The organism is Pseudomonas sp. SWI7, from assembly GCF_006351945.1.
GTDB lineage: Bacteria > Pseudomonadota > Gammaproteobacteria > Pseudomonadales > Pseudomonadaceae > Aquipseudomonas > Aquipseudomonas fulva.
Genome location: NZ_CP040930.1, coordinates 2,583,426 through 2,598,567, shown reverse-complemented (window position 1 = coordinate 2,598,567; position 15,142 = coordinate 2,583,426). Strand labels below are relative to the sequence as shown.

Sequence of the window (15,142 nt, the reverse complement as noted above, 5' to 3'; positions counted from 1 at the left end):
CAAGGCGAGCGGCTGTGGATATCTTGTGGGTACTTTGTGAGTGAAACGTGAGTATTCGCTGTAGGCCTTGTGCCCACTGGTTTGAAGTGTTTTTCTGCGTCTGCTTGCCGCTGGGCAGTTTTTTTCAGGGGCCGCCGACGCACCCGGATCATTGTCCACGGAACCACCCAAGTGGGTTGGCTCGGCAGGGTCCTGGTCGTACTATCCAGGGAAAAACAACACCAACAGGCCCTACGCCATGGATCCAACGCTACCGAGCATCCTCATCGTCGAAGACGACCAGCGTCTGGCCGAACTGACTGCCGAGTATCTGAGCGCCCAAGGGTATGCGGTCAGTGTCGAGGGCGATGGCGCTCGCGCAGCGCGACGCATCATCGACACCCAGCCGGACCTGGTCATGCTGGATGTGATGTTGCCGGGCGAAGATGGCATGAGCATCTGTCGGCGCGTGCGCAGCCAGTACCCTGGGCCCATCCTGATGCTCACGGCGCGCACCGACGAGCTGGATCAGGTGCAAGGACTGGACATTGGCGCAGACGACTACGTGTGCAAGCCCGTACGCCCCCGGCTGTTGCTGGCGCGCATCCAGGCCTTGTTGCGTCGCAGCGAGGCGCCTGCGGGCAAACGCCAGGACCTGACCTTCGGTGCGCTGCGCATCGACAGCCGGGTGCGTGAGGCGTGGCTTGGCGATCGGCAGATCGAGCTTACCGGCGCCGAATTCGACCTGCTTTGGCTGCTGGCCAGCAACGCTGGCAAGGTGCTGACCCGCGAGCAGATCTCCACGGCGCTGCGCGGTGTGGGCTATGACGGCCAGGACCGCTCCATCGACATACGCATTTCCCGTATCCGCCCTCGCATCGGCGACGACCCTATCCAGCCCCGGCTGATCAAGACCCTGCGCAGCAAAGGCTATCTGTTCGTGGGCCAATGCCCGTGAATTCCATTTTCCTGCGCATCTATGGCGGCATGCTGGCGGTCCTGGTACTGGTGGCGCTGCTGGGGGTGCTCAGCCTGCACCTGGTCAACGAAGTACGCGCCGCCCAGCACCGCGAGGGCCTGGCGCAAGGCACGTTCAGCCTCATGGCCGATAACCTGGCCGTGCAGAGCGACACCGAGCGCAAGCGTTCCCTGCTGCTGTGGGGGCGGCTGCTGGGGGTGCCGCTGCAGTTGCAGCCCATGTCGGCCTTCGCCCTCGATGGCGCACAACGCGCACGTCTGTACCGCAGCCTCGTCGTGGTCGAGAAGACCGGCCCGCATGCAGCTCGGGTGTTGCGCAGGGTAGGGCAGCAGGACCTGCTGCTGGTCGCCCAGGTCAGGCAGATCAGCGAGCAACTGGCGCGCGCTACCCTGTATCTACTGGCCGACGAGCTGGTGCGTTACCCGGTGACCGAACAGCAGCAGCGCCTGGAGCAGATCAAGCACGACAAGGGCTTCGGGTTTGGGGTTGCCTTGCAGCGTATCGAGCGGGCCAGCCTGGATGACGATCAGCGGCGCCGGGTGGAGGAGGGTGACACGGTGATGGCGCTGGGCATGGATGGCGATTCCATACGCGTGTTCGCTGGGCTCTCCGGCTCGCCGTGGGTGCTGGAGATCGGCCCCTTGCACCAGCTCAACCCCTACCCACCCCAGTTGCTGGTGTTGATCACCCTGGTTGGTTTGAGCCTCATTGGCCTGGTGGTCTACCTGCTGGTGCGCCAATTGGAGCGGCGCGTTTCCGGCCTGGCGCGGGCCGCGGCGGGCATCGCCCAAGGCAGCCTGGACACGCGTGTACCGGCAGGCGATGCCGATTCGATCGGGCGCCTGGCAGCGGCATTCAATGGCATGGCCGAGCACTTGCAGCGCTCGCTGTCCATGCAGCGCGAGCTGGTACGTGCCGTGTCGCACGAGCTGCGCACCCCCGTGGCCCGCTTGCGTTTTGGCCTGGAAATGGTCGAAAGCGCCGCCACCGAGCAGGCACGCGCCAAGCACCTTGCCGGCATGGACGGCGACATCCAGGACCTGGACAAGCTGGTCGACGAAATGCTCACCTACGCGCGCCTCGAGCAAGGCGCCCCGGCCCTGACGTTCCAGCGTATCGACCTGGATGCCTTGCTCGATCAGGTCATTGCCGAACTGGCCCCGTTGCGTCGCGACATACGCTTGTTGCGGGGCGATTGCCAGGGCGTCGAAGGCGAGACCGCCTGGGTCGAGGCGGAGCCCCGCTACCTGCACCGCGCCGTGCAGAACCTGGTGAGCAATGCCCTGCGCCACGCCGAGCACGAGGTGCGCGTGAGTTATCAGCTAGGCCCGCACGTGTGCCGTATCGATGTGGAAGATGACGGGCCAGGCATTCCGGAAGGGGTCTGGGACCGCATCTTCACGCCGTTCATGCGCCTGGACGACAGCCGTACCCGTGCCTCCGGTGGCCATGGCCTGGGTTTGTCGATCGTGCGCCGTATCATCTATTGGCACGCAGGCCGCGCCACGGTAGGCCATGGCACGGCCCTGGGTGGCGCCTGTTTCAGCCTTGCCTGGCCGCGACAACAGGCGCCTTTGTAGGCCTCAGGCGCTAACCAGGCTCAGCAAGTGGCCATCCTGCAGGCAGAATTGCGCCTGCAATTGGACGCCCTTGCGCCATTGGGCGGACAGGTCGGTGAGCAGGCGCAGCGTGGCCAGCCCGTCAGCGGACCATTCGAGCAGCTCGGCATGTTCGAAGTAAAAGCGCTGGCCAGTCAGGGGGTAGAGCGTTTTGAACAGGCTTTCCTTCAGCGAGAAGGTCAGGGTCACGGCCAGGCCCAACTGCCGGTGGTCCAGACGCTCCAGCTCCATCGGTGTCAGGATCTCGCCCATCAAACGCTCGGCGCGCTCGTCATCGAGCAGCGCTTCCTGGTCCAACCCTAGCCCGCGGCAGCTGCCTTGGGCGGCAACCACCGCCGCCGCCCAGCCTTTACCGTGGGTAATCGAGCCCCGAATGCCAGCAGGCCAGATGGGGGAGCGGTCTTCGTGGGTGGTGGGCACGTAGTGCCGGCCGTCCAACTGCTGCAACGCAGCGCGCGCGCATACCCGCCCGGCGATGTATTCAGCCTGGCGCTTGGCAACTGAACGTTGCAGGCCCGCACTGGGCACGATGCCAGCACGCGCGAAGTCGTCCGGGGCCACGCTTGTGGGGTCGAAGGCGCAACTGACCAGTACCGCACCAGGCAAGGGACGGGGCAAGGGCCAGTGTTGCCGAAGCGAGGTACAGCAGGCAGGAAGGGTCGTCATGCGCGCTATTGTGCCAGCTGAGCAGGGGTTGCGGGAGGGGCAGGGCGATGCAGCCCGGCACAGGGGCGCAGTTTTCAACGCAAGCATGAAACGCGCCCACTGTTGCCTACCTATCACGGCGATCGCTGGCGTCCCCGCATGGCTGCCCCGCGTGATCACTCATTGAACACCTGCTTGAAGAACGCCTGCATGTCTGCCCATGAGCGTTCGTCGGCCGCCTTGTCATAACCGATGTCGGGCCCGCCGTGAGCGCCATGGCTCAGGCGGTCGGCATCAGGGTTGGTGAACCCGTGCTTGGCCCCGTCGAGGCTGACGAAACGGTAATTCACCTTCGCCGCGTCCATCTCCGCCTTGAAGGCCTGCACCTGTTCGGCGGTCACCATGCTGTCCGCTGCGCCGTGCTCCACCAGAATTGCCGCCCTCACCACCCCAGGCTTTGCGGGTGTAGTGGTAGCCAGGGCGCCATGGAAACTCACCACACCGTCGAGCTTCTCGCCGCGCCTGGCGGCATCGAGTACCACCTTGCCGCCAAAGCAGTACCCCACAGCGCCCAGGTCATGCTTGTTGGTGTTGGGCTGCAACTTGAGCAATTCCAGCCCGGCGTCGAAGCGCCTGGCAGCAGCCTTGGGGTCCTTGAGTGCTGCCGCCATGAACGCCTGGGCGTCCTGAGGGTGCTCGGTGTGCTTGCCGTCACCGTACATGTCGATGGCCAGGGCGTTGTAACCCAGCGCTGCCAAGTCCCGGGCGCGTCGTTTGGCGTAGTCATTGAGCCCCCACCACTCATGCACCACGACGATGCCTGGCCGCTTGCCGGTGACGGCGTCGTCATAGGCGTAATAGCCGACCAGCCGGTTGCCGTCGGCATCCTGGTAGGGGATCTCGCGGGTCTGTACCGCCGCCTGGGCAAAGGCGGCAGTACACATCAAGGTCAAGGCCAGCAAGGCGCGCATGGTGACTACTCCTGGATTGCAATCGGTTCGTTCAGTCAATGTTCAGCAAGGGTTCAGTCGAGGTTCAGTGTGCCCTGCTTACTCTAGCTTCCAGACCTCAACAGCGCACTCGACTGGAGTAACCTCACCATGAAAACATTCAATACCCTGCTTGCCGCCGTAGCCGTCTGCGCCGCTGGCATGACCAGCGCCCAGGCGGCCGACGAAAACTTCGCCAGCCTCACCTACGGCCAGACCAGCGACAAGGTTCGCAAGTCAGGCCTGCTGCAACGCAACACCGACCACCTCAACACCGACGGCGTCATCGCCAAGGACGGTACCTGGGGCGTGCGCCTGGGGCGCATCAATGACCAGGGTCGCTACTACATGACCTACGACAACGTTTCCGGTGACCACAGCGGCTTGAAACTTCGCCAGGAAAACCTGCTGGGCAGCTATGACCTGTTCCTGCCCGTAGGCGATACCACCAAGCTGTTCGGCGGCGGCACCCTCGGCATGACCAAGCTGTCCCAGGAATCGCCAGGCCTGAGCCGCGACACCGACTACGGTTATGCCTACGGCCTGCAGGCAGGCGTCATCCAGGACATCACCGACAAGGCCTCGGTCGAACTGGGCTACCGCTACCTGCGCACCAATGCCGCCACCGAGGTCAGCCCCCACGGCGCGCCGAAGGCCGGCACATTGCGCCTGAGCAGCAGCGCGCAGACCTATCTGGCGGCTTCCTACAAGTTCTGACCTGCCCGTCGCGTTATCCTGTAGCGACCCGGGTCTGGCAAGCCAGCTCCAACCAGTGCCATGCTGGGCCATCAGGCCGGTAGGCGCACGCGGTGGGGCTGGCTTGTCAGCATTGGGCACCGTACAGGCACATCCATCAAGGAGCTGCACATGAAACTGCTGGTGGTCGAGGACGAAGCCTTGCTTCGCCATCACCTCTATACCCGCCTGGGGGAAAGTGGCCACGTGGTCGAGGCGGTCGCCAATGCCGAGGAGGCGTTGTACCAGGCCGAGCAGTACCACTTCGACCTGGCGGTGGTCGACCTGGGGCTGCCGGGCATCAGTGGCCTGGAGCTGATCACGCGCCTGCGCAACCAGGCCAAGACCTTCCCCATCCTCATCCTCACGGCCCGCGGCAACTGGCAGGACAAGGTCGAAGGGCTGGCCGCTGGCGCCGACGACTACCTGGTCAAGCCGTTCCAGTTCGAAGAACTCGAGGCGCGCCTCAATGCGCTGCTGCGCCGCTCCAGCGGCTTCACCCAGTCAACCATCGCCGCCGGCCCGTTGGTCCTTGACCTCAATCGCAAGCAGGCGACGCTCGACGAGCAGCCACTGGGCCTGACTGCCTACGAATACCGCATCCTCGAGTACCTGATGCGTCATCACCAGCAGGTGGTGGCCAAGGATCGCCTGATGGAGCAACTCTACCCTGGGGATGAAGAACGTGATCCAAACGTCATCGAAGTGCTCATCGGGCGCTTGCGGCGCAAGCTCGAAGGCGAGTGCGGCTTCAAGCCCATCGATACCGTGCGCGGGCTTGGCTACCTGTTCACCGAGCGCTGCCGATGATTCGATCCCTGCGTGTGCGCCTGATGCTGGCCGCTGCCGTGCTGGCGGTGCTGTTCATGCTGGCGCTGCTGCCAGCTTTGCAGAAAGCCTTCAGCCTTGCCTTGCAGGAGTCGATCGAACAACGCTTGGCTTCGGACGTGACCACGCTGATTTCGGCGGCGCGTATCGAAAACGGGCAGTTGCAGATGCCGGCGTTGTTGCCGGACGAACGTTTCAACCTGCCCTATACCGGTCTGCTGGGGTACATCTTCGACCGCGCTGGCCAACTGGTCTGGCAGTCCCGGGCCACGGCGGCGCAGAACATCAACTATCAGCCTCGCTACGATGGCCGCGGAAACGAGTTCGCACGCATCCACCAGGCCAATGGCGAGGAGTTCTTCGTTTATGACGTCGAGATTAAGCTGCTGGGCGGCAAGAGTGCCGCCTTCAGCATCGTGGCCCTGCAGCCGGTGCGCGACTATCAGCGCACCCTCGATGGCCTGCGTGAAAAACTCTACCTGGGCTTCGGGGCTGCCTTGCTAGCACTGCTGGCGCTGCTCTGGGCCGGGTTGACCTGGGGGTTGCGCTCGCTACGCCGCCTTAGCCGCGAGCTCGACGATCTGGAATCCGGCGCGCGGGACGGCCTGAGCACACACCACCCCCGCGAACTGCTGCGCCTGACCGGTTCGCTGAACCGCCTGCTGCAAAGCGAGCGCGAGCAACGCCAGCGCTACCGGGATTCGCTGGACGACCTGGCGCACAGCCTGAAGACGCCCTTGGCCGTGTTGCAGGGGGTGGGCGAAAGCCTGCAGCAGCACAACGGTGAACGGGAGCAGGCCAGGGTCTTGCAGAGCCAGATCGAACGCATGAGCCAGCAGATCGACTATCAGCTGCAACGGGCCAGCCTGCGCAAGAGCGGCCTGGTGCGTCATAGCGTGGTGCTACGCCCCTTGCTCGACAGCCTGTGTAGCACGCTGGCCAAGGTCTACCGCGATAAACACGTGGACGTGACCTTGCAGGTGCCGGACCAGGCGCGGGTACCCATGGAGCAGGGCGCATTGCTCGAACTGCTGGGTAACCTCCTGGAAAACGCCTACCGCCTGAGCCTGGGCCAGATAAGGGTCAGCCTGTTCAGAGAAGCTGGACGGCTCACGCTCTGTATCGAAGATGACGGTCCAGGCGTGCCCGCCAACCAGCGCCAGCGCATTCTGGAGCGTGGTGAGCGGTTGGACAGTCAGCACCCGGGGCAAGGCATCGGCCTGGCTGTGGTGAAGGACATCATCGACAGCTACGATGCCGAACTGAGCCTGGATGACTCGGCGCTTGGCGGCGCCGCCTTCCGTATCACCTTCAATCTGGAATGAGCCCAGGCGGTTTTCCGCCATCTGGGCTGCTCCAATTCCGCCAGCGGGCGGAAACCCGCCACCCTTCCTCACGTTTCGCCCCGACGTTGGGCATGGAAAGCCAGCAATAGCCCTGCCTGCACCCGGTTTGGGCATTTTGGCATCACCCTTGCTATCGCTATTGGCAGAGGCCTGCGAAGGCAGCTCTACCACAACGACAAATCCCTCCAAGTGCAGGAGGGTTAGCGATTCAGGTGCTGCACCCCTGGAACAGGGTGGCGCGGCACACTTGAGGAAAAACAGCCATGACGACACGTCAGCCGCTTTACAAATCCCTGTATGTCCAGGTGTTGGTTGCCATCACCATCGGTATTCTGCTCGGCCATTACTACCCGGAAACGGGCGTTGCCCTCAAACCCTTGGGTGATGGCTTCGTCAAACTGATCAAGATGGTCATCGCACCGATCATCTTCTGCACCGTGGTCAGCGGTATCGCCGGCATGCAGAGCATGAAATCCGTCGGCAAGACGGGCGGCTATGCGTTGCTGTATTTTGAAATCGTCTCCACCATCGCGCTGATCATCGGCCTGGTGGTCGTCAACGTGGTCAAGCCCGGCGCGGGCATGCACATCGACGTCAGCACCCTCAATGCCAGCAGCGTGGCTGCCTATGCCGCCGCTGGCGCGCAGCAGACCACCGTAGGCTTCCTCCTCAACGTCATCCCCAACACCGTGGTCGGTGCCTTCGCCAACGGCGACATCCTGCAAGTACTGATGTTCTCGGTGCTGTTCGGCTTCGCCCTGCACCGCCTGGGCAGCTACGGCAAGCCGTTCCTGGACATGATCGATCGCTTCGCCCATGTCATGTTCAACATCATCAACATGATCATGAAGCTGGCCCCGATCGGTGCCTTCGGCGCCATGGCCTTCACCATCGGCCAGTACGGCGTGGGCTCGCTGGTGCAGCTGGGTTACCTGATGGCGTGCTTCTACATCACCTGCCTGCTGTTCGTGCTGGTGGTGCTTGGTGGCATCTGCCGCGCCCACGGTTTCAGCGTACTCAAGCTGATCCGCTACATCCGTGAAGAGCTGCTGATCGTGCTGGGCACGTCCTCGTCCGAGTCCGCGCTGCCACGCATGCTGGCCAAGATGGAACGCCTGGGTGCCAAGAAGTCCGTGGTAGGCCTGGTCATTCCGACCGGTTACTCGTTCAACCTGGACGGCACCTCGATCTACCTGACCATGGCTGCGGTGTTCATCGCCCAGGCTACCGACACCCCGATGGACATCACCCACCAGATCACCCTGCTGCTGGTGCTGCTGGTCGCCTCCAAAGGTGCCGCTGGCGTTACCGGTTCGGGCTTCATCGTGCTGGCGGCCACGTTGTCTGCCGTGGGCCACTTGCCGGTTGCCGGCCTGGCACTGATCCTGGGCATCGACCGCTTCATGTCCGAAGCGCGTGCCTTGACCAACCTGGTGGGCAACGCCGTTGCCACCGTGGTCGTAGCCAAGTGGGTCAACGAGATGGACAACGACAAGCTGGCGTCGGAGTTGGCTTCGGGTGGCGGTCCGCTGATCGACACCCGTCCGACCGACGACCTGGGCGTTGCCGAAGGTCCAGCACGTTGATTACAGCGTAACGGTACGAAAAAAGGCGACCCGGCGGGTCGCCTTTTTCATGGGCGGCTGTTGGTACTTGAGGCAGATGGCGACAGCACAACCCCCCAGATGCAGCGCTATTGCACCTTCAAGCCAGCACCACCTCCAGCACACGGATCACATCCGTCTGCGGATAATGCCACCTGACCTGCACATCCCAGAACTTGACCCCATACACCCGTTCGGCCACAGGCACCTGATAGGCTGGCCGTGGGTCTTGCGCCAAGCATTGCTCGATCAATGCCACCAGGGGCTCGCCCAGGCGCAACGCATGCTCGCGGGCCTGGGGCAGGGCGCTGTCGGCCCACTGCACGGTAATGGCCACTGGCGCACCGCTGGCCATGTGGTTATGGGCACCCTCGACACTGTCGGCATAGGGTACGTAGGGCTTGATGTCCAGCACCGGCGTGCCGTCGAGCAGGTCGATGCCTGACAACAGCAAGCGGCCAGGTTCAACTCCCTCCAGCCGCACCACCGACTGGCCGATGCCGTTGGGCCGGTGCGTGGCGCGAGTGGCGAACACACCCATGCTCTTGTTGCCCCCCAGGCGCGGTGGGCGCACTTTGAGCCTGGGTTTTTCTTCCAGGGCCTGGTGGAACAGAAACAGCAGCCAGACGTGGCTGACCTGTTCCAGCCCTTCGACTGCCTCGGCTTGGTCGAACGGGGGCAGTAGCTCCAGCACACCGCGTGCGGCCGGCGCCAGTTGCGGCTGGCGCGGAATGGCGAACTTCTCCTTGAAACAGGAGCGCACGATCCCCACCGGCGCCACCGTATGCTGCATGACCATTCAGCCGTGCACGCGCTGGGTCAGGCCCTTCAGGAAGTTGCGCAGCAACTGGTCGCCGCACGGGCGGTAGTTGTCATGGCCGGCCTTGCGAAACAGTGCGCTGAGCTCAGGTTTGCTGACGGGGAAATCGACCGATTTCAAGATGGCGTGCAGGTCGTCCTCTTTCAGTTCGAAAGCCACTCGCAGCTTCTTCAGGATCTGGTTGTTGGTAACCGGCAGTTCGACAGGTTGTGCCGGACGGCTTTCATCCTTGCCGCGACGGTAGATGACCAGGCCGTCGAGAAAGTGCGCCATGACCCGGTCCGGGCAGCGCACAAAGCCTTCCTCTTCTTCTTTCTTCACATAGGTCGCCAGGACGACAGGGTTCACGTCCAGGCCGGTCAAACCGATGATCTCGGCCATCTTGGCGTCATTGACTTTCAACATGTAGCGCAGGCTGCGCAGGACGTCATTGTGGTTCATTGCTGCAAAATCCTGTTCTCGTGCCGCACGTCATCGCACGGCCTCTCACTTAGAAACGTTCAGTGCCCATCAGGTAGCGCCATTGGCCCAGCGCCAGCTTGCCCATCGAAACACCGCCCAGGCGTATGCGGCGCATGCCCAGCAACTCCAGGCGCAGGTAGGCGCACAGTTCGGAAATCTGGCCGGGTTGCGGGTTTTTCAGCACCAGGCGCAAATGGGTTTCGTTCTGCCAGCTGGCCTTGGCCTTGGGCAATTCGCGGTCATTGCGGGTCACACCGCGTGCCAGGCGCTCGAGCATCTGGGCACTGGCTTCACCGCGCACCTGGACCACGAACTCCTGTTCAAGCTTGCGCAGGTCGGCGTTGATCTTGCGGGTTACCCGCCAGTCCTGGGTAAACACCTGCAAGCCGCTGGCACCCGGTTCCAACGGTGCTACACAGGCCTGGCGGGTGAAATGCCCGTGCAAGGGGCGCACGCCTTCGCGATGGGCCTCGCTGAGGCTGGTCATGTTCAGGCCAAGCCGGGCAGTTTCGTTGTCCATGCCCGCGCCTTGGTGGAGCAGCAGCGTGACCGGCTCCAGGCTCTCGGCGCGCGCGCCGGGCAGCAGCTCGACGTGCTGCTGCTCGACCTTGAACTGCGGTTGCTCGACCACCACGCCGTCGACCGTCACCCAGCCTCCTTCGATATACAACTCAGCCTCGCGGCGGGAACAGCCAAGCTGCTCGACAAGGCGTTTGGACAGACGGACGGGTTCGGACATGACGACGATTCGCAAAGGCAAAGAAAGGCTGCATTGTACCCTTCCCGCCGGGCGAGGGGCGGGAATCTGTGTCAATCAGGCCGCGCTGTGCCTGCGCATGTGCAGCAAGGGATACGGTTGGCCCAGACCGTCCTTGGGCGAACGGCCCACGATCTCAAAGCCCTGGTGCAGATAAAAGCCCAGCGCCTGGGTGTTCTGCTCGTTGACGTCGAGGGTCAGGGCGTCCAACGCCTGCACCGCATGCTGCAGCAATTGTTTGCCGATACCTCGGCCATGCCACTGCGGGTCCACGAACAACATGTCGATGCGCCCGCCTGCCACGCCGACGAAACCCTGGATGCTGCGATCAGGCCCACGGGCACAGACCAGCATCACCGCGTCCAGATACCGCCGCAGCACCTTGTCGCGCAGCAGCACGATGTAGGGTTCGGGCATAAAGGCGTGCGTCGCACGTACCGCGTCTTCCCATACGCTGACCAGCCTGGGGTAGTCGCTCAGGTGAGGCGTTTCCAGGGTCGAGAAGGTGCGCATCGGGTCCTTGCTCCAGTGGCCGTCAAAACAAGGATAGATGCTGGAGGAGGGCGCGACCCGGGGCGGGCCGCGCCACTGCGACAGGAGGCAGGCAGGGCGCCCTGTCAGATGGGCTCTGCCCACATGTCGTATTCGTCGGCGTCCACCACGCGGCAACGTACCTTGTCGCCAGGCTTGAAGCCGTGGTTGCCATCGATGAAGACACTGCCGTCGATTTCTGGCGCGTCGAAGAAACTGCGGCCCACCGAGCCTTGCTCTTCGACCTCGTCGATGAGCACGTCGATTTCCTTGCCGATGCGCATCTGCAGGCGGGCGGCGCTGATGGCCTGCTGGTGCGCCATGAAGCGGTCCCAGCGATCCTGTTTGACGTCGTCCGGGACGTCGGCCAAGCCCAGGTCGTTGGCCGGGGCACCTTCGACAGGCGAGTACTGGAAGCAGCCCACGCGGTCGAGTTGGGCCTCGGTCAGCCAGTCCAGCAGGTACTGGAAGTCTTCCTCGGTTTCGCCTGGGAAGCCGACGATGAAGGTCGAACGAATGACCAGCTCCGGGCACTGCTCGCGCCACTGCTTGATGCGGGCCAGGGTCCGGTCTTCGAAGGCCGGGCGCTTCATCGACTTGAGCACCTTGGGGCTGGCGTGCTGGAACGGAATGTCCAGGTACGGCAGGATCTTGCCGGCAGCCATCAATGGGATCACATCGTCGACATTGGGGTACGGATACACATAGTGCAGGCGCACCCACGCACCCAGGCTGCTCAGGGCCTCACACAACTCGAGCATGCGGGTCTTGACCGGGCGGCCGTTCCAGAAGTCGGTCTTGTATTTGACGTCTACGCCGTAGGCGCTGGTGTCCTGGGAAATCACCAGGATTTCCTTGACCCCGGCCTTGACCAGGCGCTCGGCCTCGCTCAGCACGTCGCCCACTGGGCGGCTGACCAGCTTGCCACGCATCGACGGAATGATGCAGAAGCTGCAGCTGTGGTTGCAGCCTTCGGAAATCTTCAGGTAGGCATAGTGGCGCGGCGTCAGCTTGACCCCTTGCGGCGGCACCAGGTCGATCAGCGGGTTGTGGTCCTGACGCGGCGGCACCACTTCGTGCACGGCGTTGACCACCTGCTCGTACTGCTGCGGGCCGGTCACCGAAAGCACGCTTGGGTGCACATCGCGAATGCTGCCTTCCTCGACACCCATGCAGCCGGTGACGATCACCTTGCCGTTTTCCTTGATGGCTTCACCGATCACTTCAAGCGATTCGGCCTTGGCGCTGTCAATGAAACCGCAGGTGTTGACCACCACCACGTCGGCATCCTCGTACGTTGGCACGACTTCATAGCCTTCCATGCGCAACTGGGTGAGGATGCGCTCGGAATCGACCAGGGCTTTGGGACAACCCAGGCTGACGAAACCGACCTTGGGGGTGGCGGGCGTGGTGGACATGACTAACCTCGGCGTTGAATACAGGTCGCCCAGCGTTGATCGGGGGCGACCTTGACGGGCGCTTTTGGCGCCTCTGATCAAAAAGTGCGCAATTCTAGCGAGCGATGGATCGATTGACCAGCAGAAATACGACGAACGCTGCGCTATGCTTCGCGCCGTTACGCCAGGCCCGGATGGGCGAACTGGCATGCACGCTGACAACAGTGGCCCTGAGGGCCTTTTGCGGGAGTGGTCGATGGTTCAGGCAAGCAGTCACGCCGAGGGCGGGCACGCAGCGAAGCAGGGGGCGACCCGGTCGCTGGGCCTGCTGGTGGCGGCGGTCGGGGTGGTTTATGGCGATATCGGCACCAGCCCGCTGTATACCCTGAAGGAAGTGTTCACGGGCGGTTATGGGGTGCAGGTTAACCACGACGGTGTGCTGGGAATCCTGTCGTTGATCCTCTGGTCGCTGCTGTGGGTGGTGTCATTCAAGTACGTGGTGTTCATCCTGCGTGCCGACAACCAGGGGGAGGGCGGCACCATGGCCCTAACCGCGCTGGCGCGGCGTGCCACGGCTGCGTATCCGCGCCTGCGCACCCTGATGGTGATCTGCGGTTTGATCGGCGCCTCGCTGTTCTATGGCGACAGCATGATCACCCCGGCAGTCTCGGTGCTTTCGGCCGTCGAGGGCCTGGGCCTGGCCTTCGATGGCATCGACCATTGGGTGGTGCCGGTGTCGCTGGTGGTGTTGGTGGCTCTGTTTCTGGTGCAGCGCCACGGCACCGAGAAAATCGGCAAGCTGTTCGGCCCGGTCATGGTCCTATGGTTCGTGGTGCTGGCCGCGCTGGGGGTCCATGGCATCGCACAGACGCCCGAAGTGCTCCGCGCCTTCAACCCCGGTTGGGCGGTCAACTTCTTCATCGTCCATCCTGGCATGGGCGTGGCCATCCTCGGCGCGGTGGTGCTGGCGCTGACCGGTGCCGAGGCGCTCTATGCCGACATGGGGCACTTTGGCCGCAAGCCGATCGCACGGGCCTGGTTCGCCCTGGTGCTGCCGGCACTGGTGCTCAACTACTTTGGCCAGGGCGCCATGCTGCTGCAAAACCCCGAGGCTGCGCGCAACCCGTTCTACCTGCTGGCGCCCAGCTGGGCCTTGCTGCCGCTGGTCGGCCTTGCCACCCTGGCCACCGTGATTGCGTCGCAAGCGGTAATATCCGGCGCCTTCTCGCTCACCCGACAGGCCATCCAGTTGGGCTACATCCCGCGCATGCACATCCAGCACACCTCCAGTGACGAGCAAGGGCAAATCTACGTGGCGGCAGTCAACTGGACGTTGATGGTGGGCGTGGTGCTGCTGGTGATCGGCTTCGAGTCCTCGGGCGCTTTGGCCGCAGCCTATGGCGTGGCCGTCACCGGCACTATGTTGATGACGACCATTCTGGTGGCGGCAGTGATGTTGTTGCTGTGGAAGTGGCCGCCGGTCCTGGCCGTGCCCCTCTTGCTGGGCTTTCTGTTCGTTGACGGGCTGTTTTTTGCCGCCAACGTTCCGAAGATCGTCCAGGGCGGGGCCTTCCCTGTGCTGGCAGGCGGTGTGCTGTTCCTGCTGATGAGCACCTGGAAACGTGGCAAGCAAATTCTCGTCGAACGTATAGACGAAGGGGCGCTGCCACTGCCGCTGTTCATCAGCAGTATCCGCATCCAGCCGCCGCACCGGGTGGAGGGCACGGCCGTGTTTCTCACCGCCCGCTCGGACGCCGTTCCCCATGCGTTGCTGCACAACATGCTGCACAACCAGGTGCTGCACAGCCAGGTCGTGTTGCTGACGGTGCTCAGCGAAGATCGACCTCGCGTGCCAGAGCAGGAGCGATTCGAGGTCGAGGCCTATGGTGATGGCTTCTTCAGGGTGGTCCTGCATTTCGGCTTCATGGATGAGCCGGACGTGCCGGCGGCGCTCAAACTCTGCCACCTGGACGAGCTGGACTTCACGCCCATGCGCACCACCTATTTCCTGAGCCGCGAAACCGTGATCGCGTCCAGGCTCGAAGGCATGTCGCGCTGGCGAGGCAACCTGTTCGCGTTCTTGCTGAAGAATGCCAACGGCAATTTGAGGTTCTTCAACCTGCCGCTCAATCGGGTAATCGAGTTGGGTACTCAGGTCGAGATCTGAAAAGGGCAGGGGAGGCGCTGAGGGCATTCCCCTGGGGCCTAGTGATGTTTGCGGCGATGCGCAGATACTGGGGCTGGTGCGCAGCCCATCGCGGCCGGTCCGGCGCCCCGGCGAGGCCGCTCTGACACTGACCGCGTAACGCCTGAGTCAGTAGCTTCACAGGGCTTTGTAGGAGCAACTGTCTGGCACGGCCCCTGACAGCTAGCAGATTTCCGGGTAGGAGCGGCCCTTGTGCCGCGATGGGCCGCAGCGCGGCCCCGGCAATATGCGCTGCGAAGCTGAAA

Annotated in this window: 14 protein-coding genes; 7 read left to right on the top strand and 7 right to left on the bottom strand. The window is 63.5% G+C overall.

Features of this window, described 5'->3' with window-relative positions:
* Nucleotides 1-238: 238 nt before the first annotated feature.
* Together FH041_RS11950 and FH041_RS11945 are read left to right on the top strand one after the other, a co-directional pair.
* The gene (locus tag FH041_RS11950; protein ID WP_088523109.1) at nt 239-937 is read left to right on the top strand and encodes a response regulator transcription factor; all 699 of its coding nucleotides are present in this window, start codon (nt 239-241) and stop codon (nt 935-937) included.
* Nucleotides 928-2,538 carry an ATP-binding protein gene (locus FH041_RS11945; protein WP_088523110.1) on the top strand — a complete coding sequence of 537 codons (1,611 nt, stop codon included), beginning with the start codon at nt 928-930 and terminating at the stop codon, nt 2,536-2,538. Before FH041_RS11950 ends, FH041_RS11945 begins: the two co-directional genes overlap by 10 nt.
* 3 nt (nt 2,539-2,541) lie before the next feature.
* On the opposite strand, the gene FH041_RS11940 is transcribed toward FH041_RS11945, so the two are convergent.
* A complete protein-coding gene (locus FH041_RS11940) occupies nt 2,542-3,243 on the bottom strand; it encodes a 4'-phosphopantetheinyl transferase (protein ID WP_088523111.1) in 702 nt (233 codons plus the stop codon).
* A 155-nt stretch (nt 3,244-3,398) separates the two neighbouring features.
* The gene (locus FH041_RS11935; protein ID WP_027914197.1) at nt 3,399-4,193 is read right to left on the bottom strand and encodes a dienelactone hydrolase family protein; all 795 of its coding nucleotides are present in this window, start codon (nt 4,191-4,193) and stop codon (nt 3,399-3,401) included.
* A 129-nt stretch (nt 4,194-4,322) separates the two neighbouring features.
* On the opposite strand from FH041_RS11935, the gene FH041_RS11930 reads away from it, so the two are divergent.
* The 4 genes from FH041_RS11930 (at nt 4,323) to FH041_RS11915 (ending at nt 8,706) form a co-directional block, all read left to right on the top strand.
* On the top strand, nt 4,323-4,928 hold the full coding sequence (locus tag FH041_RS11930) for an outer membrane beta-barrel protein (protein ID WP_023536250.1): 606 nt from the start codon (nt 4,323-4,325) through the stop codon (nt 4,926-4,928).
* 150 nt (nt 4,929-5,078) lie between these two features.
* Nucleotides 5,079-5,756, top strand: coding sequence for a response regulator (locus tag FH041_RS11925; protein WP_023536231.1), 678 nt, complete (start codon nt 5,079-5,081; stop codon nt 5,754-5,756).
* Nucleotides 5,753-7,099: an ATP-binding protein gene (locus FH041_RS11920; protein ID WP_028687377.1), complete on the top strand. Its 1,347-nt coding sequence runs from the start codon at nt 5,753-5,755 to the stop codon at nt 7,097-7,099. The genes FH041_RS11925 and FH041_RS11920 overlap by 4 nt, the downstream gene beginning before the upstream one ends.
* Before the next feature lie 284 nt (nt 7,100-7,383).
* Nucleotides 7,384-8,706 carry a dicarboxylate/amino acid:cation symporter gene (locus FH041_RS11915; protein WP_027914199.1) on the top strand — a complete coding sequence of 441 codons (1,323 nt, stop codon included), beginning with the start codon at nt 7,384-7,386 and terminating at the stop codon, nt 8,704-8,706.
* Between the two features lie 118 nt (nt 8,707-8,824).
* Here the strand turns inward: FH041_RS11915 and tsaA are convergent, their stop codons facing one another.
* From tsaA to rimO, 5 genes are all read right to left on the bottom strand, one after another.
* A complete protein-coding gene (gene tsaA / locus FH041_RS11910; RefSeq protein WP_027914200.1) occupies nt 8,825-9,517 on the bottom strand; it encodes a tRNA (N6-threonylcarbamoyladenosine(37)-N6)-methyltransferase TrmO in 693 nt (230 codons plus the stop codon).
* Nucleotides 9,518-9,523: 6 nt separating this feature from the next.
* The gene (locus FH041_RS11905; protein WP_027914201.1) at nt 9,524-9,985 is read right to left on the bottom strand and encodes a DUF1456 family protein; all 462 of its coding nucleotides are present in this window, start codon (nt 9,983-9,985) and stop codon (nt 9,524-9,526) included.
* Between the two features lie 49 nt (nt 9,986-10,034).
* Nucleotides 10,035-10,745 (bottom strand): rRNA pseudouridine synthase, encoded by a 711-nt coding sequence (locus FH041_RS11900; RefSeq protein ID WP_023536258.1) that lies wholly within the window; start codon nt 10,743-10,745, stop codon nt 10,035-10,037.
* A 75-nt stretch (nt 10,746-10,820) separates the two neighbouring features.
* Nucleotides 10,821-11,276, bottom strand: coding sequence for a GNAT family N-acetyltransferase (locus FH041_RS11895; RefSeq protein ID WP_027914202.1), 456 nt, complete (start codon nt 11,274-11,276; stop codon nt 10,821-10,823).
* A gap of 104 nt (nt 11,277-11,380) precedes the next feature.
* Nucleotides 11,381-12,712: a 30S ribosomal protein S12 methylthiotransferase RimO gene (rimO, locus tag FH041_RS11890; RefSeq protein WP_023536322.1), complete on the bottom strand. Its 1,332-nt coding sequence runs from the start codon at nt 12,710-12,712 to the stop codon at nt 11,381-11,383.
* A gap of 235 nt (nt 12,713-12,947) precedes the next feature.
* On the opposite strand from rimO, the gene FH041_RS11885 reads away from it, so the two are divergent.
* Nucleotides 12,948-14,858: a potassium transporter Kup gene (locus FH041_RS11885; protein WP_088523112.1), complete on the top strand. Its 1,911-nt coding sequence runs from the start codon at nt 12,948-12,950 to the stop codon at nt 14,856-14,858.
* Nucleotides 14,859-15,142 lie beyond the last annotated feature (284 nt).